This window comes from Actinophytocola sp. (genome assembly GCF_036555685.1).
Taxonomy (GTDB): domain Bacteria; phylum Actinomycetota; class Actinomycetes; order Mycobacteriales; family Pseudonocardiaceae; genus Actinophytocola.
The window spans coordinates 26,130-42,722 of record NZ_DATBKY010000051.1 but is presented as its reverse complement, the minus strand read 5'-3'; the positions used below and the strand labels follow the sequence as shown (position 1 = coordinate 42,722).

Sequence of the window (16,593 nt, the reverse complement as noted above, 5' to 3'; positions counted from 1 at the left end):
AGGCCTGCAGCGCCAGCTGCGAGACGGCCGTGCGGTGGCCTTCGTTCTCGAAGTACCCCCGAATCCGTTGCTCACCGACGATCCGGCTCGGCGCCGGCACGTTGCCCTGCTTCATCGACAGCACCACGTCGTTCTCGAGCGCCTGGGTGTGGCCCTCGACGAGCACGTTGTAGGCGGGCAGCCCGGCCGACCCGATGCCGAAGCCGGAGCGGCCGACGACGTCCTTGACGTGGTAGCTGTGTCCCTTGAGCCGCTTGGCCTGCGGAATTGTGTCCAAATAGGACTCGAACGCGCGCAGCACGGTCTCCCGCTCGCCGTCGTCGAGCTCGCGCACGCCGAGCCGCCGGGTGAACTCCCGCTCGTAGTCGGTGACCGTGGTCAGCGTGTCGAGCAGCTCGATCCGGGTCCGCACGCGGGCCCGGAGCAGCACGTCGTGCACCACGCCCTCGGTGCTGTCGAGCTGCAGCCGCACCAGCTCGTCGCCGGGGTTCGCGGCGAAGTCACGCACCTGGCGCACGTACGCGCGCAGGTAGGTGCCGACGAGCGCGGCGATGTCGTCGTCGGAGATCGCCTTGCTCCACGCCATCAGCGCGAGGCTCGCGACCAGGCGGCGCAGGTCCCAGGTGAAGCTGCCGAGGTAGGCCTCGTCGAAGTCGTTGACGTCGAACACCAGCGTGCCCGAGCCGTCCATGTACGTGCCGAAGTTCTCGGCGTGCAGGTCACCCTGGATCCACACCCGGCTCGTCCGCTCGTCCGCCCACGGATCCGGCTCGTGGACCATGTCGGCGTAGAAGAGGCAGGCGGTGCCGCGGTAGAAGGCGAACGGTGCCGCCGCCATCTTGCGGAACTTGCGCCGGAAGGCCACCGGGTCCGCGCGCATGAGCTCGTCGAACGCCTCCACGAGAACGTCGACTATCTCCTTCGCACGCTCCTCGTCACCCCGGTCCCGGATCCGTTCGACGCAGCCACCCATTCCTCAACACTGCCACCAAACCGGACGTTCGGCGCGGTCAGGAGTCTCCGCCCAAGGTTCGCAGGTGGCCGAGGTCCTCGACGGTCGGCGCCGCGAGCAGCGCGCCGGTGGCGAGATGGTTCTGGAGTACGCGCAGGTCCTCGGCCATCTCGGCGAGCGTCTCGCGAGGCTGCCAGTGCCCGCCGCGGCCGTCCACGAGCCGGTCGGCGTCCAGGGCGGCGACCTGCTCGGCGAGCCGGCCCCACGTCACCGCGAGCCGGGTGGTCTGCGCCACCGCGCGGGCGAGCGCGGTCTTGAGCTCCAGCAGGCCGTCGGCGTCGCGGGTCCGCGGTTCTGCCGAGGGCGGCTTCCCGGTGTCGTCGAGGTCGTCGAGGTCCTCGTCGGCGTGCGGGACGGCCGCGGCGAGCTCCGGCGCGACGTCCAGCACGGCGAGTTGCCCGGTGGCGTCCAGCATGCGGAGCACGGCGGAGTCGGCCGACACCACGCGCAGCTTCGCGCCACGCGCCGCGAGCCGGGCCTTCGCGTCCAGCAGGACGGACAGCCCGGAGCAGGCGAGGAACGTGGTGGCCGAGAGGTCGCAGACCAGTAACCGGACGGCCGGGTCGTCGGTCGGTAAGGACAGTTGGGCGGCGAGCTGTTCGCGGTTGGCGAGGTCGATCTCGCCGTCCGCGGACACCACGGCCACGCCGGCGCGTGGCGAGTATCCGTGCAGCTTCAGCAGCGGTTCGGTGATGGGGGAGTGGTGGCGAGTCACGCGGGACCTCAGACGCCGCGTGCGGATAGGTTCAGCCATTCGGGCCTCCGGGAGGTTCGAGGCACACGGCTGACTGCGTAACCGTGAGGTCGCGATCACCCTAGCTCTCGCGGCTGTTCCGGGGAAGACTCGGGCAATGCCCGACGACGACATTCTCACCATCGCCAAGGAGCTCGTCGAGGTCACCAGACTCGTCGACGCCGACGACTTCGGCGCCACGCTCGACCGCTTCGTCGCGCGGATCGTGCGCACGATCCCCGGTTGCGACGCGGCCACCATCACCGTGCGGTCGACCGAGTCGGTGGAGACCGTGGTCGGCGGCGCGGACCTCGGCTTCGACCCGCTCTCGCCCGGCCCGGTCATCGAAGCGGTGACGTTCACCGAACCGCGCCGGCTCGACGACGCGAACACCGACCAGCGCTGGCCCGCGTTCAGCACGCAGCTCATCAACGGCGGCTTCCACGGCTGCCTCGCGCTGCCGCTCGCCACGCACGGGGAGGAGCACGCCGTGCTGACGTTGTTCTCCCGCAAGGCCGGGCAGTTCGACGACCTCGCGTACGACGTCGTGCTGTTGCTCACGTTGAACGCGGGCGTGGCCTTCGACAACGCGACGCTCTACCACGACAGCCAGCAGCTGGTCGGCCAGCTGCAGGCGGCCTTGCGGACCCGGTCGCTGGTGGGGCGCGCGCAGGGCCTGCTGATGCGCCACTTCGAGTACGACTCCGAGCAGGCGTTCGACACGCTGCGCCGCGCGTCGCAGAACAGCAACACGAAGCTGCGCGACCTCGCCGAGCTGATCGTGAACGCACACGACGACGGCCGGTTCGACCAGGAGGTGGACAAGCTCGCGCTGTTCGCGGCGAACTCCGGCTGACGCCCTACCGCATCGGCGGCACGCGGGCCAGGGGCCTCCAGCGGAACTGGAGGTTTGCGCGAGGGGACGGCCATACGTTCGGAGGACACGCCGTCCACGGAGGCCACCATGGGATCGACCCGGCACGTGCTGTTCCTCAGCCGTCCCGACGAGAACCACCAGTACCTGACGCTCGGTGTCGCCGAGGAGCTCGGCCGGCGCGGGCACCTCGTGACGTTCGCGACCGGCGACCCGTTCGCCGAGGAGGACGCCGAGGCGGGCGTGCTCCTGCTGCGCTTCGGCCGGGACGTCCAGAGCCTGCGCGGGCTGCCGGCGTTCACCGAGCGGCTGGGTGCCAAGCCGGTCGACCTGATCGTGTGCGACCCGCGGACCTACGACGACGCCGTCGCGTTCGGGCTCGAGTGGGGCGTCCGCGTCGTGGTCGCGGACACCAACCTGGCGACCGGCGAGGTGGTGGACTGGCCCGCCGAGCGCTCGTTCGGCGAGGACTACCTGTACGTGCACCCGGCCGGCCGCGGCACGGTGTTCGGCGACTGGACTCCCGAAGACCCACGCCAGGTGCTCGTGGTCTCGCTCGACGACGTACCCGTCGAACTGCTCGCGGAGGCGTTCGGCGAGCAGGACTGGCAGGTGCTGGTGCTGGCGAGCGACCTGGCCGCGGACGACCTGCCGGTCAACTTCACGCCGCTACCGGGCCGCTTCGCCGTGCTCGACCACGCGGACGTCGTGCTCGCGAACGGTGACCTGCCCGGCATCGCGGCCGCGCTGCGCCACGCCACGCCGATCGTCCTCGCGCCGCGCACGGCGGCGCAGCACCGGCACGCGCAGCGGCTGTCCGCGCTCGGGCTGGGCGTGCTGGTACGCCTCGCCGACCTCGACCCCGCCACGCTGCGCCGCACGGTCTCGCGGCTCGCGGTCGACGAGCCGGCCCGCGCCGCCGCGCGCCGGGTGCGCACGCTGGCCCGCGCGGCCGGTACGCCGGAGCGCGCGTCGGACACCATCGAGGAGCGCCTGGACGGGGAGCAGCCGAAGGCGGCCTGACCGGCGCGTTCGCCGGGAGAGCGGGCCCGGCGGCCCGCGAGTCGCGGGCCGGTGATCCACGGTGACCCGCCGGGCACGCCTTAAGGTCGGCGTATGCGGCGGTTGCTGGAATGGACGGTGCTCGTACCCGCACTCGCGATCGTCGCGTTGGCGCTGACCTGGGGAAGCGCGCCCGGGGCCGTGCTCGTCGGCGCCGTGGCGTTGCTCCTCGCCGGGTCGGTGCTCGCGGCCGTGCACCACGCGGAGGTCGTCGCGCACCGGGTCGGGGAGCCGTTCGGCTCGCTGGTGCTCGCGGTCGCGGTCACCGTCATCGAGGTGGCGCTGATCGTCACGCTGATGGTCTCCGGCGGGCCGGATTCGGCCACGCTCGCGCGGGACACGGTGTTCGCCGCGGTCATGCTGACCACCACCGGGATCGTCGGGCTCTCCCTGCTGCTCGGCGCGCGGCGGTTCGGGGTCACGCTGTTCAACGCGGAGGGCAGCGGCGCCGCGCTCGCGACCGTGGCCACCCTGTCCACGATGAGCCTGGTGCTGCCGACGTTCACCACCAGCGAGCCCGGGCCGGAGTTCTCCACGGCACAGCTGTCGTTCGCGGCCCTCGCGTCGCTCGCGCTGTACGCGACGTTCGTGCTGACGCAGACGGTCCGCCACCGGGACTTCTTCCTGCCGGTGACGCAGCACGGCGCCCCCGAGGAAGCCGGGGAGCACGCCGTCCCGCCGACCACGCGCGCGGCGCTGACGAGCCTCGGCCTGCTCATGCTCGCGCTCGTCGCGGTCGTGGGCCTGGCGAAGGTCGAGTCCCCGGCGATCGAGGACGGGGTCGCGCTGGCCGGCTTCCCGCAGTCGTTCGTCGGCGTCGTGATCGCGATGCTGGTGCTGCTGCCGGAGACGCTCGCCGCGGTCCGCGCGGCCCGCCGCGGCCGGATCCAGATCAGCCTCAACCTCGCGTACGGCTCCGCGATGGCGAGCATCGGCCTGACCATCCCGACGATCGCGCTGGCGTCGGTGTGGCTGGAGGGCCCGCTGGTGCTCGGCCTCGGCGCGACGCAGATGGTGCTGCTGGCGCTGACCGTCGTGGTGAGCGTGCTGACCGTGGTCCCCGGCCGCGCCACCCGGCTGCAGGGCGGCGTGCACCTGGTCCTGCTGGCGGCGTTCATCTTCCTCGCCATCAACCCCTGACAGTTCGCCGTCCTCGTGTCCGATGTGGACGTCGCACGTCGGACTGTGCGACGTGGACGGCGCCGGCGCGAAGCTGCTCGCCGGGCACCTCGCGCCGGTGCCGCTGCCCGGCGGCACCGCGGTCGCCAGAACGTGCCGCTGTCGCCCCGGTCGTGGATCGCCTGTCGGTACACGGGTTCCGCGTGCTCGCCTGTGGCCCCGCGCGGCGCTAGTCTCCCGTTCGTGCCGACGTATGTTGCGCTGCTGCGCGGGATCAACCTGGCCGGCAAGCGGCGGGTGGCGATGGCCGACCTGCGTGCCTGGCTCGCCGAGCTCGGCTACGAGAACGCGCGGACGCTGTTGCAGAGCGGCAACGCCGTGTTCCGCTCGGCGAAGCGCCCGGCCACCGTCCAGCGCGAGCTGGAGGCGCACCTCGCGGAACGTTCCGGTTTCTCGATCGACTGCGTGGTGCTGACCGCGGACGAGCTGCGGGCCGTGGTCGAGGCCGACCCGCTGGGCTCGGTGGCCGACAACGGCTCCCGCTACCACGTGTCGTTCCTGCGGGTCGCGCCGGTACGGCCGGACTTCGCCGCGGACAGCTTCGCGCCCGAGCTGTTCCACGTGGGCAAGCGCGAGATCTACTTCTGGACCCCGGACGGCGTGATGAACTCGAAGGTGCTCGCCGCTTTCCCGGTCCGCAAGGGCGAGGTGGCGACCATGCGGAACTGGAACACGGTCACCAAGCTGCTGGCCATGGCCGAGGAATGACGCCGCGCTGAACCCCGTGCTGCGCTGAGTGTCCACTCGGGTGCGTCGGGTGGCCGACCGGTGATCGGGACGCCCGAGGGCCACCTCTAACATCGGCCGCATGTCCGGCCTCAGCCTGATGACCTTCAATATCGGCAGCCCTTCGGAGGAGCGTGCCCACCGCCAGCTCGCCTGGCTCGCCACGCGGCACGAGGACGTCTTCGTGCTGACCGAGACCAGGGCCTCCGACGGCTGCCGCCACCTGGCCGACGCGTTCCGCACGGCCGGCTGGGCCGTGGTCTACCCGAAGCCCGGGCCGGCCGAGTACGGCGTGATGATCGTCAGCAGGCTGCCGATCCAGGTTGACCCGATCGGGGCACATCTGTCCTTCCTGCCCGAACGGGTGGCGGGCGTGCTGGTCTCCACCGGCATGGGGCTCGTCCGCGTGCTCGGCGCGTACGCGCCCACCCGGGACGCCACGGCCGGACGCACCGAGCGCAAGCGCCGCTGGCTCTCGGAGCTGTCCCAGGCCCTCGGCGCGAACGGGCTGTCCGACTCCGGCGCGGAGACCGTCCTGCTCGGCGACCTCAACGTGATCGAGCCGGACCACGAGCCGAGCTACACGACGTTCCGCTGGTTCGAGTACGACTTCTACCGCGGCCTGACCGACAAGCACGGCCTCGTCGACGCGTTCCGGCACCTGGAGCCCGAACGGGCCGAGTACAGCTGGATCGGCCGCACCGGCGACGGCTACCGCTACGACCACGCCCACTGCACGAAGAAGCTCGCCGCGGAGATCGAGGAGTGCGAGTACGTGCACGAGCCGCGTACCACGCGGCTGTCGGACCACTCGGCCCTGTCGGTGACGTTCACCTGCCTGCCGACGAGCGAGCTGAACACCATCGACCCCTTCGAGGCCGCGTCCCCGCCGACGCTGTTCTAGTCCTGTGTAGACGGTTGCGCCGGGGCAGTCCGGCGAGGGTCTTCCGATACCCTGCTGGGGTATAGTACAGTGGCACTCGAACGACCCAGCACGAGCCACGGGAGACGTCGTGACCACCTCGACCTACACGGTGACCGGAATGACCTGCGCGCACTGCGTCGGCGCGGTGCGGGAGGAGGTCGGCCGGATTCCGGGCGTCACCGACGTCGCCGTCGACCTGGCATCCGGCCTGGTCACCATCACGAGCGAGCGGCCCGTCGACACCGAGGACGTGCGCGCGATGGTGGACGAGGCCGGCTACGAGCTGGCGAGCTGACATGGCCATCTCCGGCACGGCAAGCAAGCTCGGCGGCTTCGGGCTCGCCCTGGTGGTGGCGTTCGCCGCCGCGTACGGCGTCGGCCAGGCGGTCGGGCCGGTCGCGGCCGAGCCGGAGCCCGCGGCCGCCGGGCACGAGGGCATGAGCGGGGCGTCCGGCGGCAGCGCCACGCACGGCACGGCGCACGGCACCGAGGTGCCCAAGGGCCTGCAGGTCTCGGCGGACGGCCTGACGCTCGACGTGCGCGGCGGCGGCCTGCGGGCCGGCGAGCGCGGCGACTTCGCGTTCCGCGTCCTCGACGAGCGTGGCGTGCCCGTCACCCGCTTCGCGCCGACCCACGACAAGCTGATGCACCTGGTCGTCGCCCGGCGTGACCTGTCCGGCTTCCGGCACGTGCACCCGGCGATGGCCGCCGACGGCACCTGGCGGATCCCGCTGACCTTCGCGGCGGCCGGCGACTACCGGGTGTTCGCGGACTTCCAGGCCGCCGGCCACGACGAGGGCACCACGCTCGGCGCGGACGTCGCGGTGGCCGGTGCGTACCGGCCCGAGCCCCTGCCCGCGCCGTCGCGTACCGCGACGGTGGCCGGTTACCGCGTGACGCTCGCCGGCACGCTCGTGCCGGGCACGACCAGCAGGCTGACGCTGACCGTCGACCGGGGTGGCGAGCCGGTCACTGACCTGCAGCCCTACCTCGCCGCGTACGGCCACCTGATCGCGCTGCGCCAGGGCGACCTCGCCTACCTGCACGTCCACCCGGACGGCGAGCCGGGCGACGGCCGCACGAAGCCGGGCCCGGCGATCACGTTCTTCGCGGAGGTACCGTCGGCGGGTACCTACCGGCTGTACCTGGACTTCCAGCACGGCGGCGTCGTCCGCACGGCCGGGTTCACCGCGGTCGCCGAGCCGCACGAGGAGAAGTGATGTCGGCCAACCTCGAGCTCGAGATCGGCGGCATGACGTGCGCGTCGTGCGCGGCCCGCATCGAGAAGAAGCTGAACCGGCTGGACGGCGTCGCGGCCAGCGTCAACTACGCGACCGAGAAGGCGCTGGTCACCGCGCCGGACGCGGTGACGGCCGACGTGCTGATCGGCGTGGTCGAGAAGATGGGCTACACGGCCGCGCTGCCCGCCGCCCCCGCGCCCGAGGAGGCCGCGCCCGAGGACCGCGAGGTGCGGGCGCTGCGCACGCGGCTGCTGGTGAGCCTCGCGCTGTCGATCCCCGTGGTCGCGATGGCGATGTCGTCGTGGCTGCAGTTCGAGTACTGGCAGTGGGCGTCGCTCGCGCTCGCCGCGCCGGTCGTCGTGTGGGGCGCGCTGCCGTTCCACCGGGCGGCGTGGCTGAACCTGCGCCACGGCTCGGCCACGATGGACACGCTGATCTCGCTCGGCACGCTGGCCGCGTTCGGCTGGTCGCTGTACGCGCTGTTCCTCGGCACGGCCGGCACGCCGGGCATGGAACACCCGTTCCGCCTGACGATCGAGCGGTCCGGTGGCGCCGGTGACATCTACCTCGAGGTCGCGGCGGGCGTGACGACGTTCATCCTCGCCGGTCGGTACTTCGAGGCGCGGGCCAAGCACCGGGCGGGCTCGGCGCTGCGCGCGCTGCTGTCGCTGGGCGCAAAGGACGTCGCGGTACTGCGCGGCGGGCTGGAGACGCGGGTGCCGATCGAGCGCCTGGCCGTCGGCGACCTGTTCGTGGTGCGGCCGGGGGAGAAGGTCGCCACCGACGGCGTGGTCGAGGAAGGCTCCTCGGCCGTCGACGAGAGCATGCTGACCGGCGAGCCGGTGCCGGTCGAGGTCGGTCCGTCGGCGCGGGTCGTCGGTGCGACCGTGAACACGGGCGGCCGGCTCGTCGTGCGGGCGACCCGCGTCGGTGCGGACACGCAGCTCGCGCAGATGGCCAAGCTGGTCGAGCAGGCGCAGACGGGCAAGGCGCCGGTGCAGCGGCTGGCCGACCGGGTCTCGGCGGTGTTCGTCCCGGTCGTGATCGCGCTTTCGCTCGCGGCGCTGGGGTTCTGGCTCGGTGCCGGCGCGTCCCCGTCGGCGGCCTTCACCGCGGCGGTGGCCGTGCTGATCATCGCCTGCCCGTGCGCGCTGGGCCTCGCGACGCCGACCGCGCTGCTCGTGGGCACGGGCCGGGGCGCGCAGCTCGGCCTGCTCATCAAGGGCCCGGAGGTGCTCGAGTCCACGCGCCGGGTCGACACGATCGTGCTGGACAAGACCGGTACCGTCACCGCCGGCCGGATGTCCCTCGTGGACGTCGTGCCCGCCGCCGGGGTCGCCGCCACGCAGCTGCTGCGGCTGGCGGGCGCGCTCGAGGACGCCTCGGAGCACCCGATCGCCCGCGCGGTCGCGTCCGCGGCCCGCTCGCGGGGCGGCGACCTGCCGGCCGTCACCGGGTTCTCGTCGATCGACGGGCTCGGCGTGCGCGGCACGGTCGAGGGTCGTTCGGTCGCCGCCGGCCGGGCGCACGAGTCCGCCGACTGGCTGCCGGCGTTGCCGAATGAGCTGGCCGACGCGAAGGCCGATGCGGAGCGCCTCGGCCGGACCGTGGTGACCGTGGCCTGGGACGGCGCGGCACGCGGCCTGCTGGTGGTGGCCGACACGGTCAAGCCGACCAGTGCCGAGGCGGTCCGCCAGCTGCGCGCGCTGGGCCTTACGCCGGTGATGCTGACCGGCGACAACGAGGCCGCCGCCCGGGCGGTGGCCGCGGAGGTCGGCATCGACGAGGTCATCGCCGGCGTGCTGCCGTCCGGCAAGGTCGAGGAGGTCCGCCGGCTGCAGTCCGCGGGCCGGGTGGTCGCCATGGTCGGCGACGGCGTCAACGACGCGGCCGCGCTCGCGCAGGCGGATCTCGGTCTGGCGATGGGCACGGGCACGGACGTGGCGATCGAGTCGAGCGACCTGACGCTGGTCCGCGGCGACCTGCGCGCGTCGGCCGACGCGATCCGCCTCTCGCGCCGGACCCTCGGCACGATCAAGGGCAACCTGTTCTGGGCGTTCGCGTACAACGTCGCGACGGTGCCGCTGGCGGCGGCGGGCCTGCTGAACCCGATGCTGGCAGGCGCGGTGATGGCCTTCAGCTCGGTCTTCGTGGTGACGAACAGCCTCCGTCTGCGCGGCTTCAAGGTCCTGCCGGGCAACGACTCCACACCGGCAGCGGCCGGCCCGGCCCACCCGCGCTCGCTACCCGACGCCGCCTAGGAACCGCCACCCGCCTGTCCCGGCGAGATGCGTGGAGGTCGGCGCGTGCGCGTCGAACGGACCCACCAGTCATCCGATGGATAGTCCTCCACGCCCCAAGGAACTGATCCGTCAAGTCTTGACGAGCGCCCTCGAGCGGGCAATCATCGGATGTCTTCGTCCCTGCCATGTCGAACGGAGGCGACCGGCATGCGCGTGCGCTCCGCCTGTGTCGCGACAGTCCTGGCGCTCGTCGCCGGGCTCACCACGGCCCCGGCCGCCGTCGCCGAGGTCCAGCATCCTCGCCAGGAATGGCTGCGCCAGTCCACCGCCGGGCTGTTCCTGCACTGGGGCATGTTCACCGCCCCCGCGCACACCGACTGCGCGCAATGGGAACACGACGTCACGGCCGGCGGCTGGTCCGCCGACTACTGGGTCGACGAGGCCCGCAAGCTCGGCGCGTCCTACATCGTCCTCGCCACCTTCCACAGCCGCCTCGGTTACGCGCGCCCGTGGCCGTCCGCCATCCCGGGCAGCTGCCGCACCGAGCGCGACTTCCTCGGCGAGCTCGTCCGCGCCGGCCAGGCCAAGGGTGTGCGCGTGCTCCTCTACATGACCGACGATCCCCAGTGGCACGGCGAGTCGGGCGTCGAGACCCTCGACTCCGCGGCCTACTCGGCCTACAAGGGCCAGGACGTCGACCTCACCACGCGCGACGGCTTCGGGCGGTACAGCTACGACCTGTTCTTCGAGGTCATGGACCGCTATCCGGATCTCGGCGGCTTCTGGATCGACAACGACAACGCCTACTGGGAGGACCACGACCTCTACGAGCAGATCCGGGAACGGCGCCCGGACTGGCTGCTCAGCAACAACAACGAGGACACCCCGATCATGGACACGGTCAGCAACGAGCAGAAGACCGGCATGACCCCGGCCTACGACTACCCGCAGGCCGCGTTCACGCCGATGCCCCGGCTGACCGAGGCCGACTACAAGCTGCCGACCACCGGCGACTGGTGGTACGACGGCGAGGACCACGAGGTCGACTACCGCCTCTCCACCGGCCGCTACGTCACCAACGCCGGCTCGTCGATGAAGTCGCTGATGGCCGAGACCGCCATGGTCGACGGCCGCTTCCCGCCCGCGCAGGAGGCGTTCAACGACTTCATGGCGCAGTGGGTACCGCCGATCGAGGAGTCGCTGAAGGGAACCGAAGGCGGCGGCTACATGTACGGCGGTATGCAGCCCGGCTTCTGGAACGACGGCGCGCACGGCGTGGTAACGATCCGCGGTGCCACCCAGTACGTGCACGTCGTCACCCGACCGCGCACCGACCTGGTTCGCCTGCGGGACAACGGGTACCGGGTGACGAGCGTGACCGATCTGCGCACCGGCGAGCGGATGCGGTTCCACCAGTCCGGCGGCTACCTGTCCATCATGGACGTCGAGAGCTGGGACGAGTACGACACCGTGTTCCGGGTGGCGACGGCGGGCCGGCCCGGCTACTACGGCGGCCTGCGCGCCACCGCGTCGGCCGCGCGCGACGGCCACCCGGCGGACGACCTCGTCGACGGCGACTACCAGACCTACTGGGACAGCGACGCCACGCTGCCCGTGTCGGTGACGCTCGACCTCGGCCGGCGCCGGGACGTGAGCTACCTCGCCGTGCACCAGCGGGAGTGGTCGCCGACCTACGCGCGCGAGTCGTTCGGCCGGCCCGAGGACTCCGCCCGCATCAAGGACTTCCGCGTCTCGGTCAGCGACGACGCCACCAGCTGGCACGAGGTCCGCGCCGGCGCGCTGCCCAGCGCCCGTGGCGTGCGGCCGATCGACCTCGGCGAGCAGCGCGCCCGCTACGTCCGGCTCGACGTGCTCGACACGTGGGCCGGCACGCAGGCGCCGAACTTCGCGAACCAGCTGCGCATCGACGAGCTCGAGGTCGCGCACGGCTACCCGGTCTCGGCCGGCTCGCTGCCACTGGAGGCCGAGCACGCGCGGCTGTCCGGCGGCACGCATCCGGTGCGCTGCCCGGCGTGCTCCGGCGGGCAGGCCGCCACCGGCAGCGGCACGGTGGCCTACCGCGACGTGCGGGTCGCCGCGGACGGCACCTACCGGCTGCAGCTCGACGCCACCGGCACGGGCTCGCTCGCGGTGCGGGTGAACGGAATCCCCGTGCACGTCGCGGCTCCGGCCGGCGCCGCGGGCGTCCCGGCGAGCACGGCGGTCGCGGTCGCGCTGCGGGCCGGCGCGAACACCGTCACGGTGTCGGGCGAGCCGGCGCTGGACCGGATCGCGGTCGCCCCGCTGCCGCCCGAGTCGTACACGCCGACCACGACGATGCAGGTCGAGCCGTCCGGCCTGCAGTGGGTCGGCGGCGGGCAGCAGTCCATGCGGGTGTCCGCGAGCGTGCGGCTCGACGTCGACGACGCGCTCGACCAGGTCCGGCTGGCGCCGGCGGTGCCGGCCGGCTGGACGGTGACCGGCGACCCGGCGACCGCGGCGAGCCTGCGGCTCGGCCAGACGCTGTCCGGGACGTGGACGATCACATCACCGGCCGGCTCGGACGTGTCCGGTGTGGACATCCCGGTCACCGCGTCGTTCCAGGTCCTTGGCCGCGCGAAGACGGTCACGAAGAAGCTGGGCATCCGGCTGCGGCCGGCCGACCGCGTGTTCATGCGCGAGGCCGAGGACTCCCGCAACCAGATCGGCAGCGCCGGCATCACGAGCTGCTCGGCCTGTTCGGGTGGGCAGAAGGTGCGCAACCTCGGCGGCGGCGCGGACGCGCGCGTGGTGTTCGGCGGCGTGCGCGTGCCGGCGGCGGGGGAGTACACGCTTTACCTGGACTACACGGTGAACGGCGACCGGTCGTACTTCGTGACCGTGGGCGACGGCCCGTCGGTCGAGGTGCCGGTCAGCGGGGTCGGCAACAACAAGCCGTACACGACGCCGGTCCGGGTCACGCTGGCGGCGGGCGAGAACACGATCACGATCGGCAACGACGAGGACTCCGCGCCGGACCTCGACCGGGTGTCGATCGGTTCGTAGGGCTACGCCCGCGCCTCGCGGACGGCGTCGGCGCACATGGCGTGCGCCTTCTCCACCGCGGTCTGCGGGTCGGGCTCGGTGACGACCCTGTCGAGGTCGCCGAGCCCGGCCCGCGTCACCAGGTCCTTCTCGTTGGTCACCCACTCGCCGCGCGCGGCCAGCACGGCGTGCGCGGACTGGGTCGCCGCCTGGACGGCCAGCCCGATGGCCTGCGCCCGCCGGCCGTGCTCGGCGTGCCCGGTGCGCGCGTAGGTGAACACCTGCTCCGCCGCGCGCCACCACACCCTCGGCGCCTCGGCGCGCAGGGCGGCCGGGTACCCGGGCCGGGGCAGCTCGCCGCGCAGCACCCGGTTCAGCGCGAGCTCGGCGACCACCAGGTAGGACGGGATGCCGGCGAGGTGGAACGGCAGCGGCTCGATGCGGAACCGGCCCGCCTCCGCCTCGGCGAGCTCGTGCTCGACCACGTCGAGGTCGCGGTAGTGCACGTCGACGCGGTGGCCCTCGATCCGCAGCCACGCGCCGCTGTTGAACACGCCGCCACCCCACGCGCCGAGCTCGAAGATCTCGCCGTCCCAGCCGGCGCTCACCTGGCAGTCGCGCAGGTCCTGCGGGTCGAACGCGCCGCGGTAGTAGACGGCGAGGTCCCAGTCGCTGTCCGGCCGGTGGGTGCCCCGCGCGCGCGAACCGCCGAGCGACACCGCCGACACGCCGGGCAGACCGGCGAGCCGATCCGCGATGCCGTCGACGAACTCAGCCACTACCGCACCCTAACCGCGCGCGCGGTTAGCGTCCCGGTCCCGCGACCGCGCCACTGCCGGGACGCGAGTCAGTGACCGCGCACGCGGCGGATCGTGTCGCGGTACCACAGCGCGGAGCGGATCGTGCTCGGCGGGTGGGCCGGGCTCACGCTGGGTACCCGGCTGCTGCCGGAGATCCGCCGGGCCACCTCGGCCCACGCGCTGCGGCATGCTTACGAGCAGACCTCGATCGAGCTGTGCCAGCTCGGGCCGGACGCGGTGGCGGTCGGCGCGGCCACGCTGCCGGTCGAGGTACTGCTCGAGCACGGCGCGGACACGCGCCGGCCGGCCCGGCCGGCCATGACCCGAGAGGGGCGTCGTTGGGTATCGACGAGCTGCGGCGGCTGGTCGGCAAGCTGTCCCTCGAGCAGAAGGTCCGGCTGCTGACCGGCGCCACCCCGTGGCGGCTGCCCGCCGAACCCGCGATCGGCCTGCGCTCGATCGTCATGTCCGACGGCCCGGTCGGCGTGCGCGGCGAGCACTGGGACGAGCGGGACACCTCGCTCGTGCTGCCGTCACCGACCGCGCTCGCCGCCACGTGGTCGCCGCCGCTCGTCGAGCGGCTCGGCCGGCTGCTCGCCGCGGAGGCCGGGCGCAAGGGCGTGGACGTCCTGCTCGCGCCGACGCTGAACCTGCACCGCTCGCCGGTCGCCGGCCGGCATTTCGAGTGCTACAGCGAGGATCCGTGGCTGACCGCGTGGACGGGCGCGGCCTACGTCCGCGGCGTGCAGGCCGGCGGGGTGGCGGCGACCGCGAAGCACTACGTGGCCAACGACTCGGAGACCGAGCGGATGACGCTCGACGCGCGGATGTCCGGCAGGGCGCTGCGCGAGCTGTACCTGGTGCCGTTCGAGGCCGCCGTGCACGCGGGCGTGCGGGTGGTGATGTCGGCCTACAACGGGGTGAACGGCGTGCCGATGTCGGAGAGCCCGCTGCTGTCCGCACCGCTGAAGGACGAGTGGGGCTTCGCCGGGCCCGTGGTGTCGGACTGGGGCGCGGTACGCCGGACCGTGGAGTCCGCCCGGGCCGCGCAGGACCTCGTGATGCCCGGCCCCCGCGGCGCGTGGGGTGACGCGCTCGTGGCAGCCGTGCGAACCGGAGCCGTCGCCGAGTCCGCCGTCGACGACAAGGTGCTGCGGCTGCTGCGCCTGGCCGCCGAGGTGGGAGCGCTCGGCTCGCCGGCGGCCGCGCCCGCGACGGGCTCCACCGCCTCTACTGTGGACGGCGGCGGGCTGCTGCGCGAGGCCGTGGCGGCGAGCGCGGTGCTGGTGCGCAACACCGGCGTGCTGCCGCTCGACCCGGCATCGCTGCGCCGCGTCGCGGTGCTCGGCTGGAACGCCGGCACCGCGCGGATCCAGGGCGGCGGCAGCGCGGGCGTGTACCCGGTCGCGCCGGTCTCGCCGCTGGACGGGATCCGCGCCGCGCTCGCGGGCGCCGCGGACGTCGTGCACGCGGTCGGCGCCTACCCGGCCGACCTGCCGACCCCGCTCGACCCGGCCACCGCCCGCGACCCGCGCTCCGGCGAGCCCGGCGTCCTGGTGCGGGTGCTCGACGCCGAGGGCACCGAGCTGCACGCCGAACGCCGGCTGTCCGGCCGCATCATCGAACCGGCACACGCGAGCGGCGCGCGGACCGTCGAGATCCAGGCGCTGCTGCGGCCGGGCGTGAGCGGCGAGTGGCGGCTGACCGTCGGCGGGTGGGGCCCGGTGTCGCTGACCGCGGACGGGCGGCAGCTCGTCGACGAGGACATCGCCGTCGACACGGAAGACCCGGCGACCGTGCACCTCTCGCCGTCGTACCGGTCCGGCATGCTGGCGCTGACCGAGGGCGAGGACGTGCATCTGGTGGCCCGCCGGGAGCTGGTGGCCGGCACCGGCGTGGCGACGCTGCTGGCCGCCGACCCGCCGCGGCGGCGGGCGGTCGAGGAGCTGGAGACCGCGGTCGAGCTGGCCGCGTCCGCGGACGTGGCGGTCGTGGTGGTCGGCACGACCGACGAGATCGAGAGCGAGGGCTTCGACCGGACCACGCTCGCCCTGCCGGGCGGGCAGGACGAGCTGGTCCGCGCCGTCGCCGGGGCGAACCCGAACACCGTGGTGATCGTGAACTCCGGCGGGCCGGTGCTGCTGCCGTGGCGCGACGAGGTGCCGGCGGTGCTGCTGAGCTGGTTCCCCGGCGAGCAGGCCGGCCACGGTCTCGCCGACGTGCTGTTCGGCGCGGCCGAGCCCGGCGGGCGGCTGCCGACCACGTGGCCGGCCGCGACCGCGGACGTGCCGGTCCTCGACACGCGGCCGGCCGGCGGCGTGCTGGAGTACGCCGAGGGCCTGGACATCGGCTACCGCGCCTGGCTCGCGTCCGGCGCCGAGCCGGCATACTGGTTCGGCCACGGCCTCGGCTACACGACCTGGTCGTATGAGGACATCTCGGTGTCCGAACTGGACGGCCACGCCTGCTCGGTACGGATCCGGCTGCGCAACACGGGTTCGCGCCCGGGCCGCGAGGTCGTGCAGGTGTACCTATCCCGCCCATCCGGTCCGGGCGGCTACCCCACCCGGTGGCTCGCCGGCTTCGCCGCGGTCACCGCCCCGGCCGGGGACGTGGTGGACGCGGTCGTGGACGTGCCGGTGCGGCTGGTGCAGCGCTGGTCGGCGCAGGGCTGGACGCTCGAGCCCGGCACGATCACCGTGCACGCCGGCCGCTCCGCGGCCGAGCTGCCACTGACGGCCACGATCGCCGTCTGACATCTGACAAGGGGGAGA

Annotated in this window: 14 protein-coding genes; 11 read left to right on the top strand and 3 right to left on the bottom strand. The window is 73.3% G+C overall.

The window, feature by feature from the left end; all coding sequences use genetic code 11:
- Both VH969_RS05885 and VH969_RS05880 read right to left on the bottom strand, forming a co-directional pair.
- On the bottom strand, window positions 1-973 hold a 973-nt coding region (locus tag VH969_RS05885), incomplete at its 3' end, for a DUF2252 domain-containing protein (protein ID WP_331971562.1).
- 37 nt (window positions 974-1,010) lie between these two features.
- On the bottom strand, window positions 1,011-1,727 hold the full coding sequence (locus VH969_RS05880) for an anti-sigma factor antagonist (protein WP_331971559.1): 717 nt from the start codon (window positions 1,725-1,727) through the stop codon (window positions 1,011-1,013).
- A 136-nt stretch (window positions 1,728-1,863) separates the two neighbouring features.
- Between VH969_RS05880 and VH969_RS05875 the strand changes: the two genes are divergently transcribed.
- From VH969_RS05875 to VH969_RS05835, 9 genes are all read left to right on the top strand, one after another.
- The gene (locus VH969_RS05875; protein ID WP_331971556.1) at window positions 1,864-2,601 is read left to right on the top strand and encodes an ANTAR domain-containing protein; all 738 of its coding nucleotides are present in this window, start codon (window positions 1,864-1,866) and stop codon (window positions 2,599-2,601) included.
- A 108-nt stretch (window positions 2,602-2,709) separates the two neighbouring features.
- Window positions 2,710-3,642, top strand: a complete 933-nt coding sequence (locus VH969_RS05870; RefSeq protein ID WP_331971553.1) for a glycosyltransferase — start codon at window positions 2,710-2,712, stop codon at window positions 3,640-3,642.
- A 93-nt stretch (window positions 3,643-3,735) separates the two neighbouring features.
- Entirely contained in the window at window positions 3,736-4,821 is a 1,086-nt protein-coding gene (locus VH969_RS05865; RefSeq protein ID WP_331971550.1) for a calcium:cation antiporter, read from the top strand.
- A 222-nt stretch (window positions 4,822-5,043) separates the two neighbouring features.
- The gene (locus VH969_RS05860; protein ID WP_331971547.1) at window positions 5,044-5,568 is read left to right on the top strand and encodes a DUF1697 domain-containing protein; all 525 of its coding nucleotides are present in this window, start codon (window positions 5,044-5,046) and stop codon (window positions 5,566-5,568) included.
- A gap of 100 nt (window positions 5,569-5,668) precedes the next feature.
- Entirely contained in the window at window positions 5,669-6,490 is an 822-nt protein-coding gene (locus VH969_RS05855) for an endonuclease/exonuclease/phosphatase family protein (protein WP_331971544.1), read from the top strand.
- 109 nt (window positions 6,491-6,599) lie between these two features.
- On the top strand, window positions 6,600-6,806 hold the full coding sequence (locus tag VH969_RS05850) for a heavy-metal-associated domain-containing protein (protein WP_331971541.1): 207 nt from the start codon (window positions 6,600-6,602) through the stop codon (window positions 6,804-6,806).
- Window position 6,807: 1 nt separating this feature from the next.
- Window positions 6,808-7,731, top strand: a complete 924-nt coding sequence (locus VH969_RS05845; protein WP_331971538.1) for a DUF8832 domain-containing protein — start codon at window positions 6,808-6,810, stop codon at window positions 7,729-7,731.
- Entirely contained in the window at window positions 7,731-10,013 is a 2,283-nt protein-coding gene (locus tag VH969_RS05840) for a heavy metal translocating P-type ATPase (RefSeq protein ID WP_331971535.1), read from the top strand. Before VH969_RS05845 ends, VH969_RS05840 begins: the two co-directional genes overlap by 1 nt.
- A gap of 189 nt (window positions 10,014-10,202) precedes the next feature.
- Window positions 10,203-13,040 (top strand): discoidin domain-containing protein, encoded by a 2,838-nt coding sequence (locus VH969_RS05835; protein ID WP_331971532.1) that lies wholly within the window; start codon window positions 10,203-10,205, stop codon window positions 13,038-13,040.
- A gap of 2 nt (window positions 13,041-13,042) precedes the next feature.
- On the opposite strand, the gene VH969_RS05830 is transcribed toward VH969_RS05835, so the two are convergent.
- Window positions 13,043-13,798, bottom strand: coding sequence for a nucleotidyltransferase domain-containing protein (locus VH969_RS05830; RefSeq protein ID WP_331971529.1), 756 nt, complete (start codon window positions 13,796-13,798; stop codon window positions 13,043-13,045).
- A gap of 93 nt (window positions 13,799-13,891) precedes the next feature.
- Here VH969_RS05830 and VH969_RS05825 point away from each other — a divergent pair, with 93 nt between their 5' ends.
- Window positions 13,892-14,224 carry a hypothetical protein gene (locus tag VH969_RS05825; protein ID WP_331971526.1) on the top strand — a complete coding sequence of 111 codons (333 nt, stop codon included), beginning with the start codon at window positions 13,892-13,894 and terminating at the stop codon, window positions 14,222-14,224.
- Entirely contained in the window at window positions 14,158-16,575 is a 2,418-nt protein-coding gene (locus tag VH969_RS05820) for a glycoside hydrolase family 3 C-terminal domain-containing protein (RefSeq protein ID WP_331971523.1), read from the top strand. Before VH969_RS05825 ends, VH969_RS05820 begins: the two co-directional genes overlap by 67 nt.
- The last annotated feature ends 18 nt before the right edge of the window (window positions 16,576-16,593 follow it).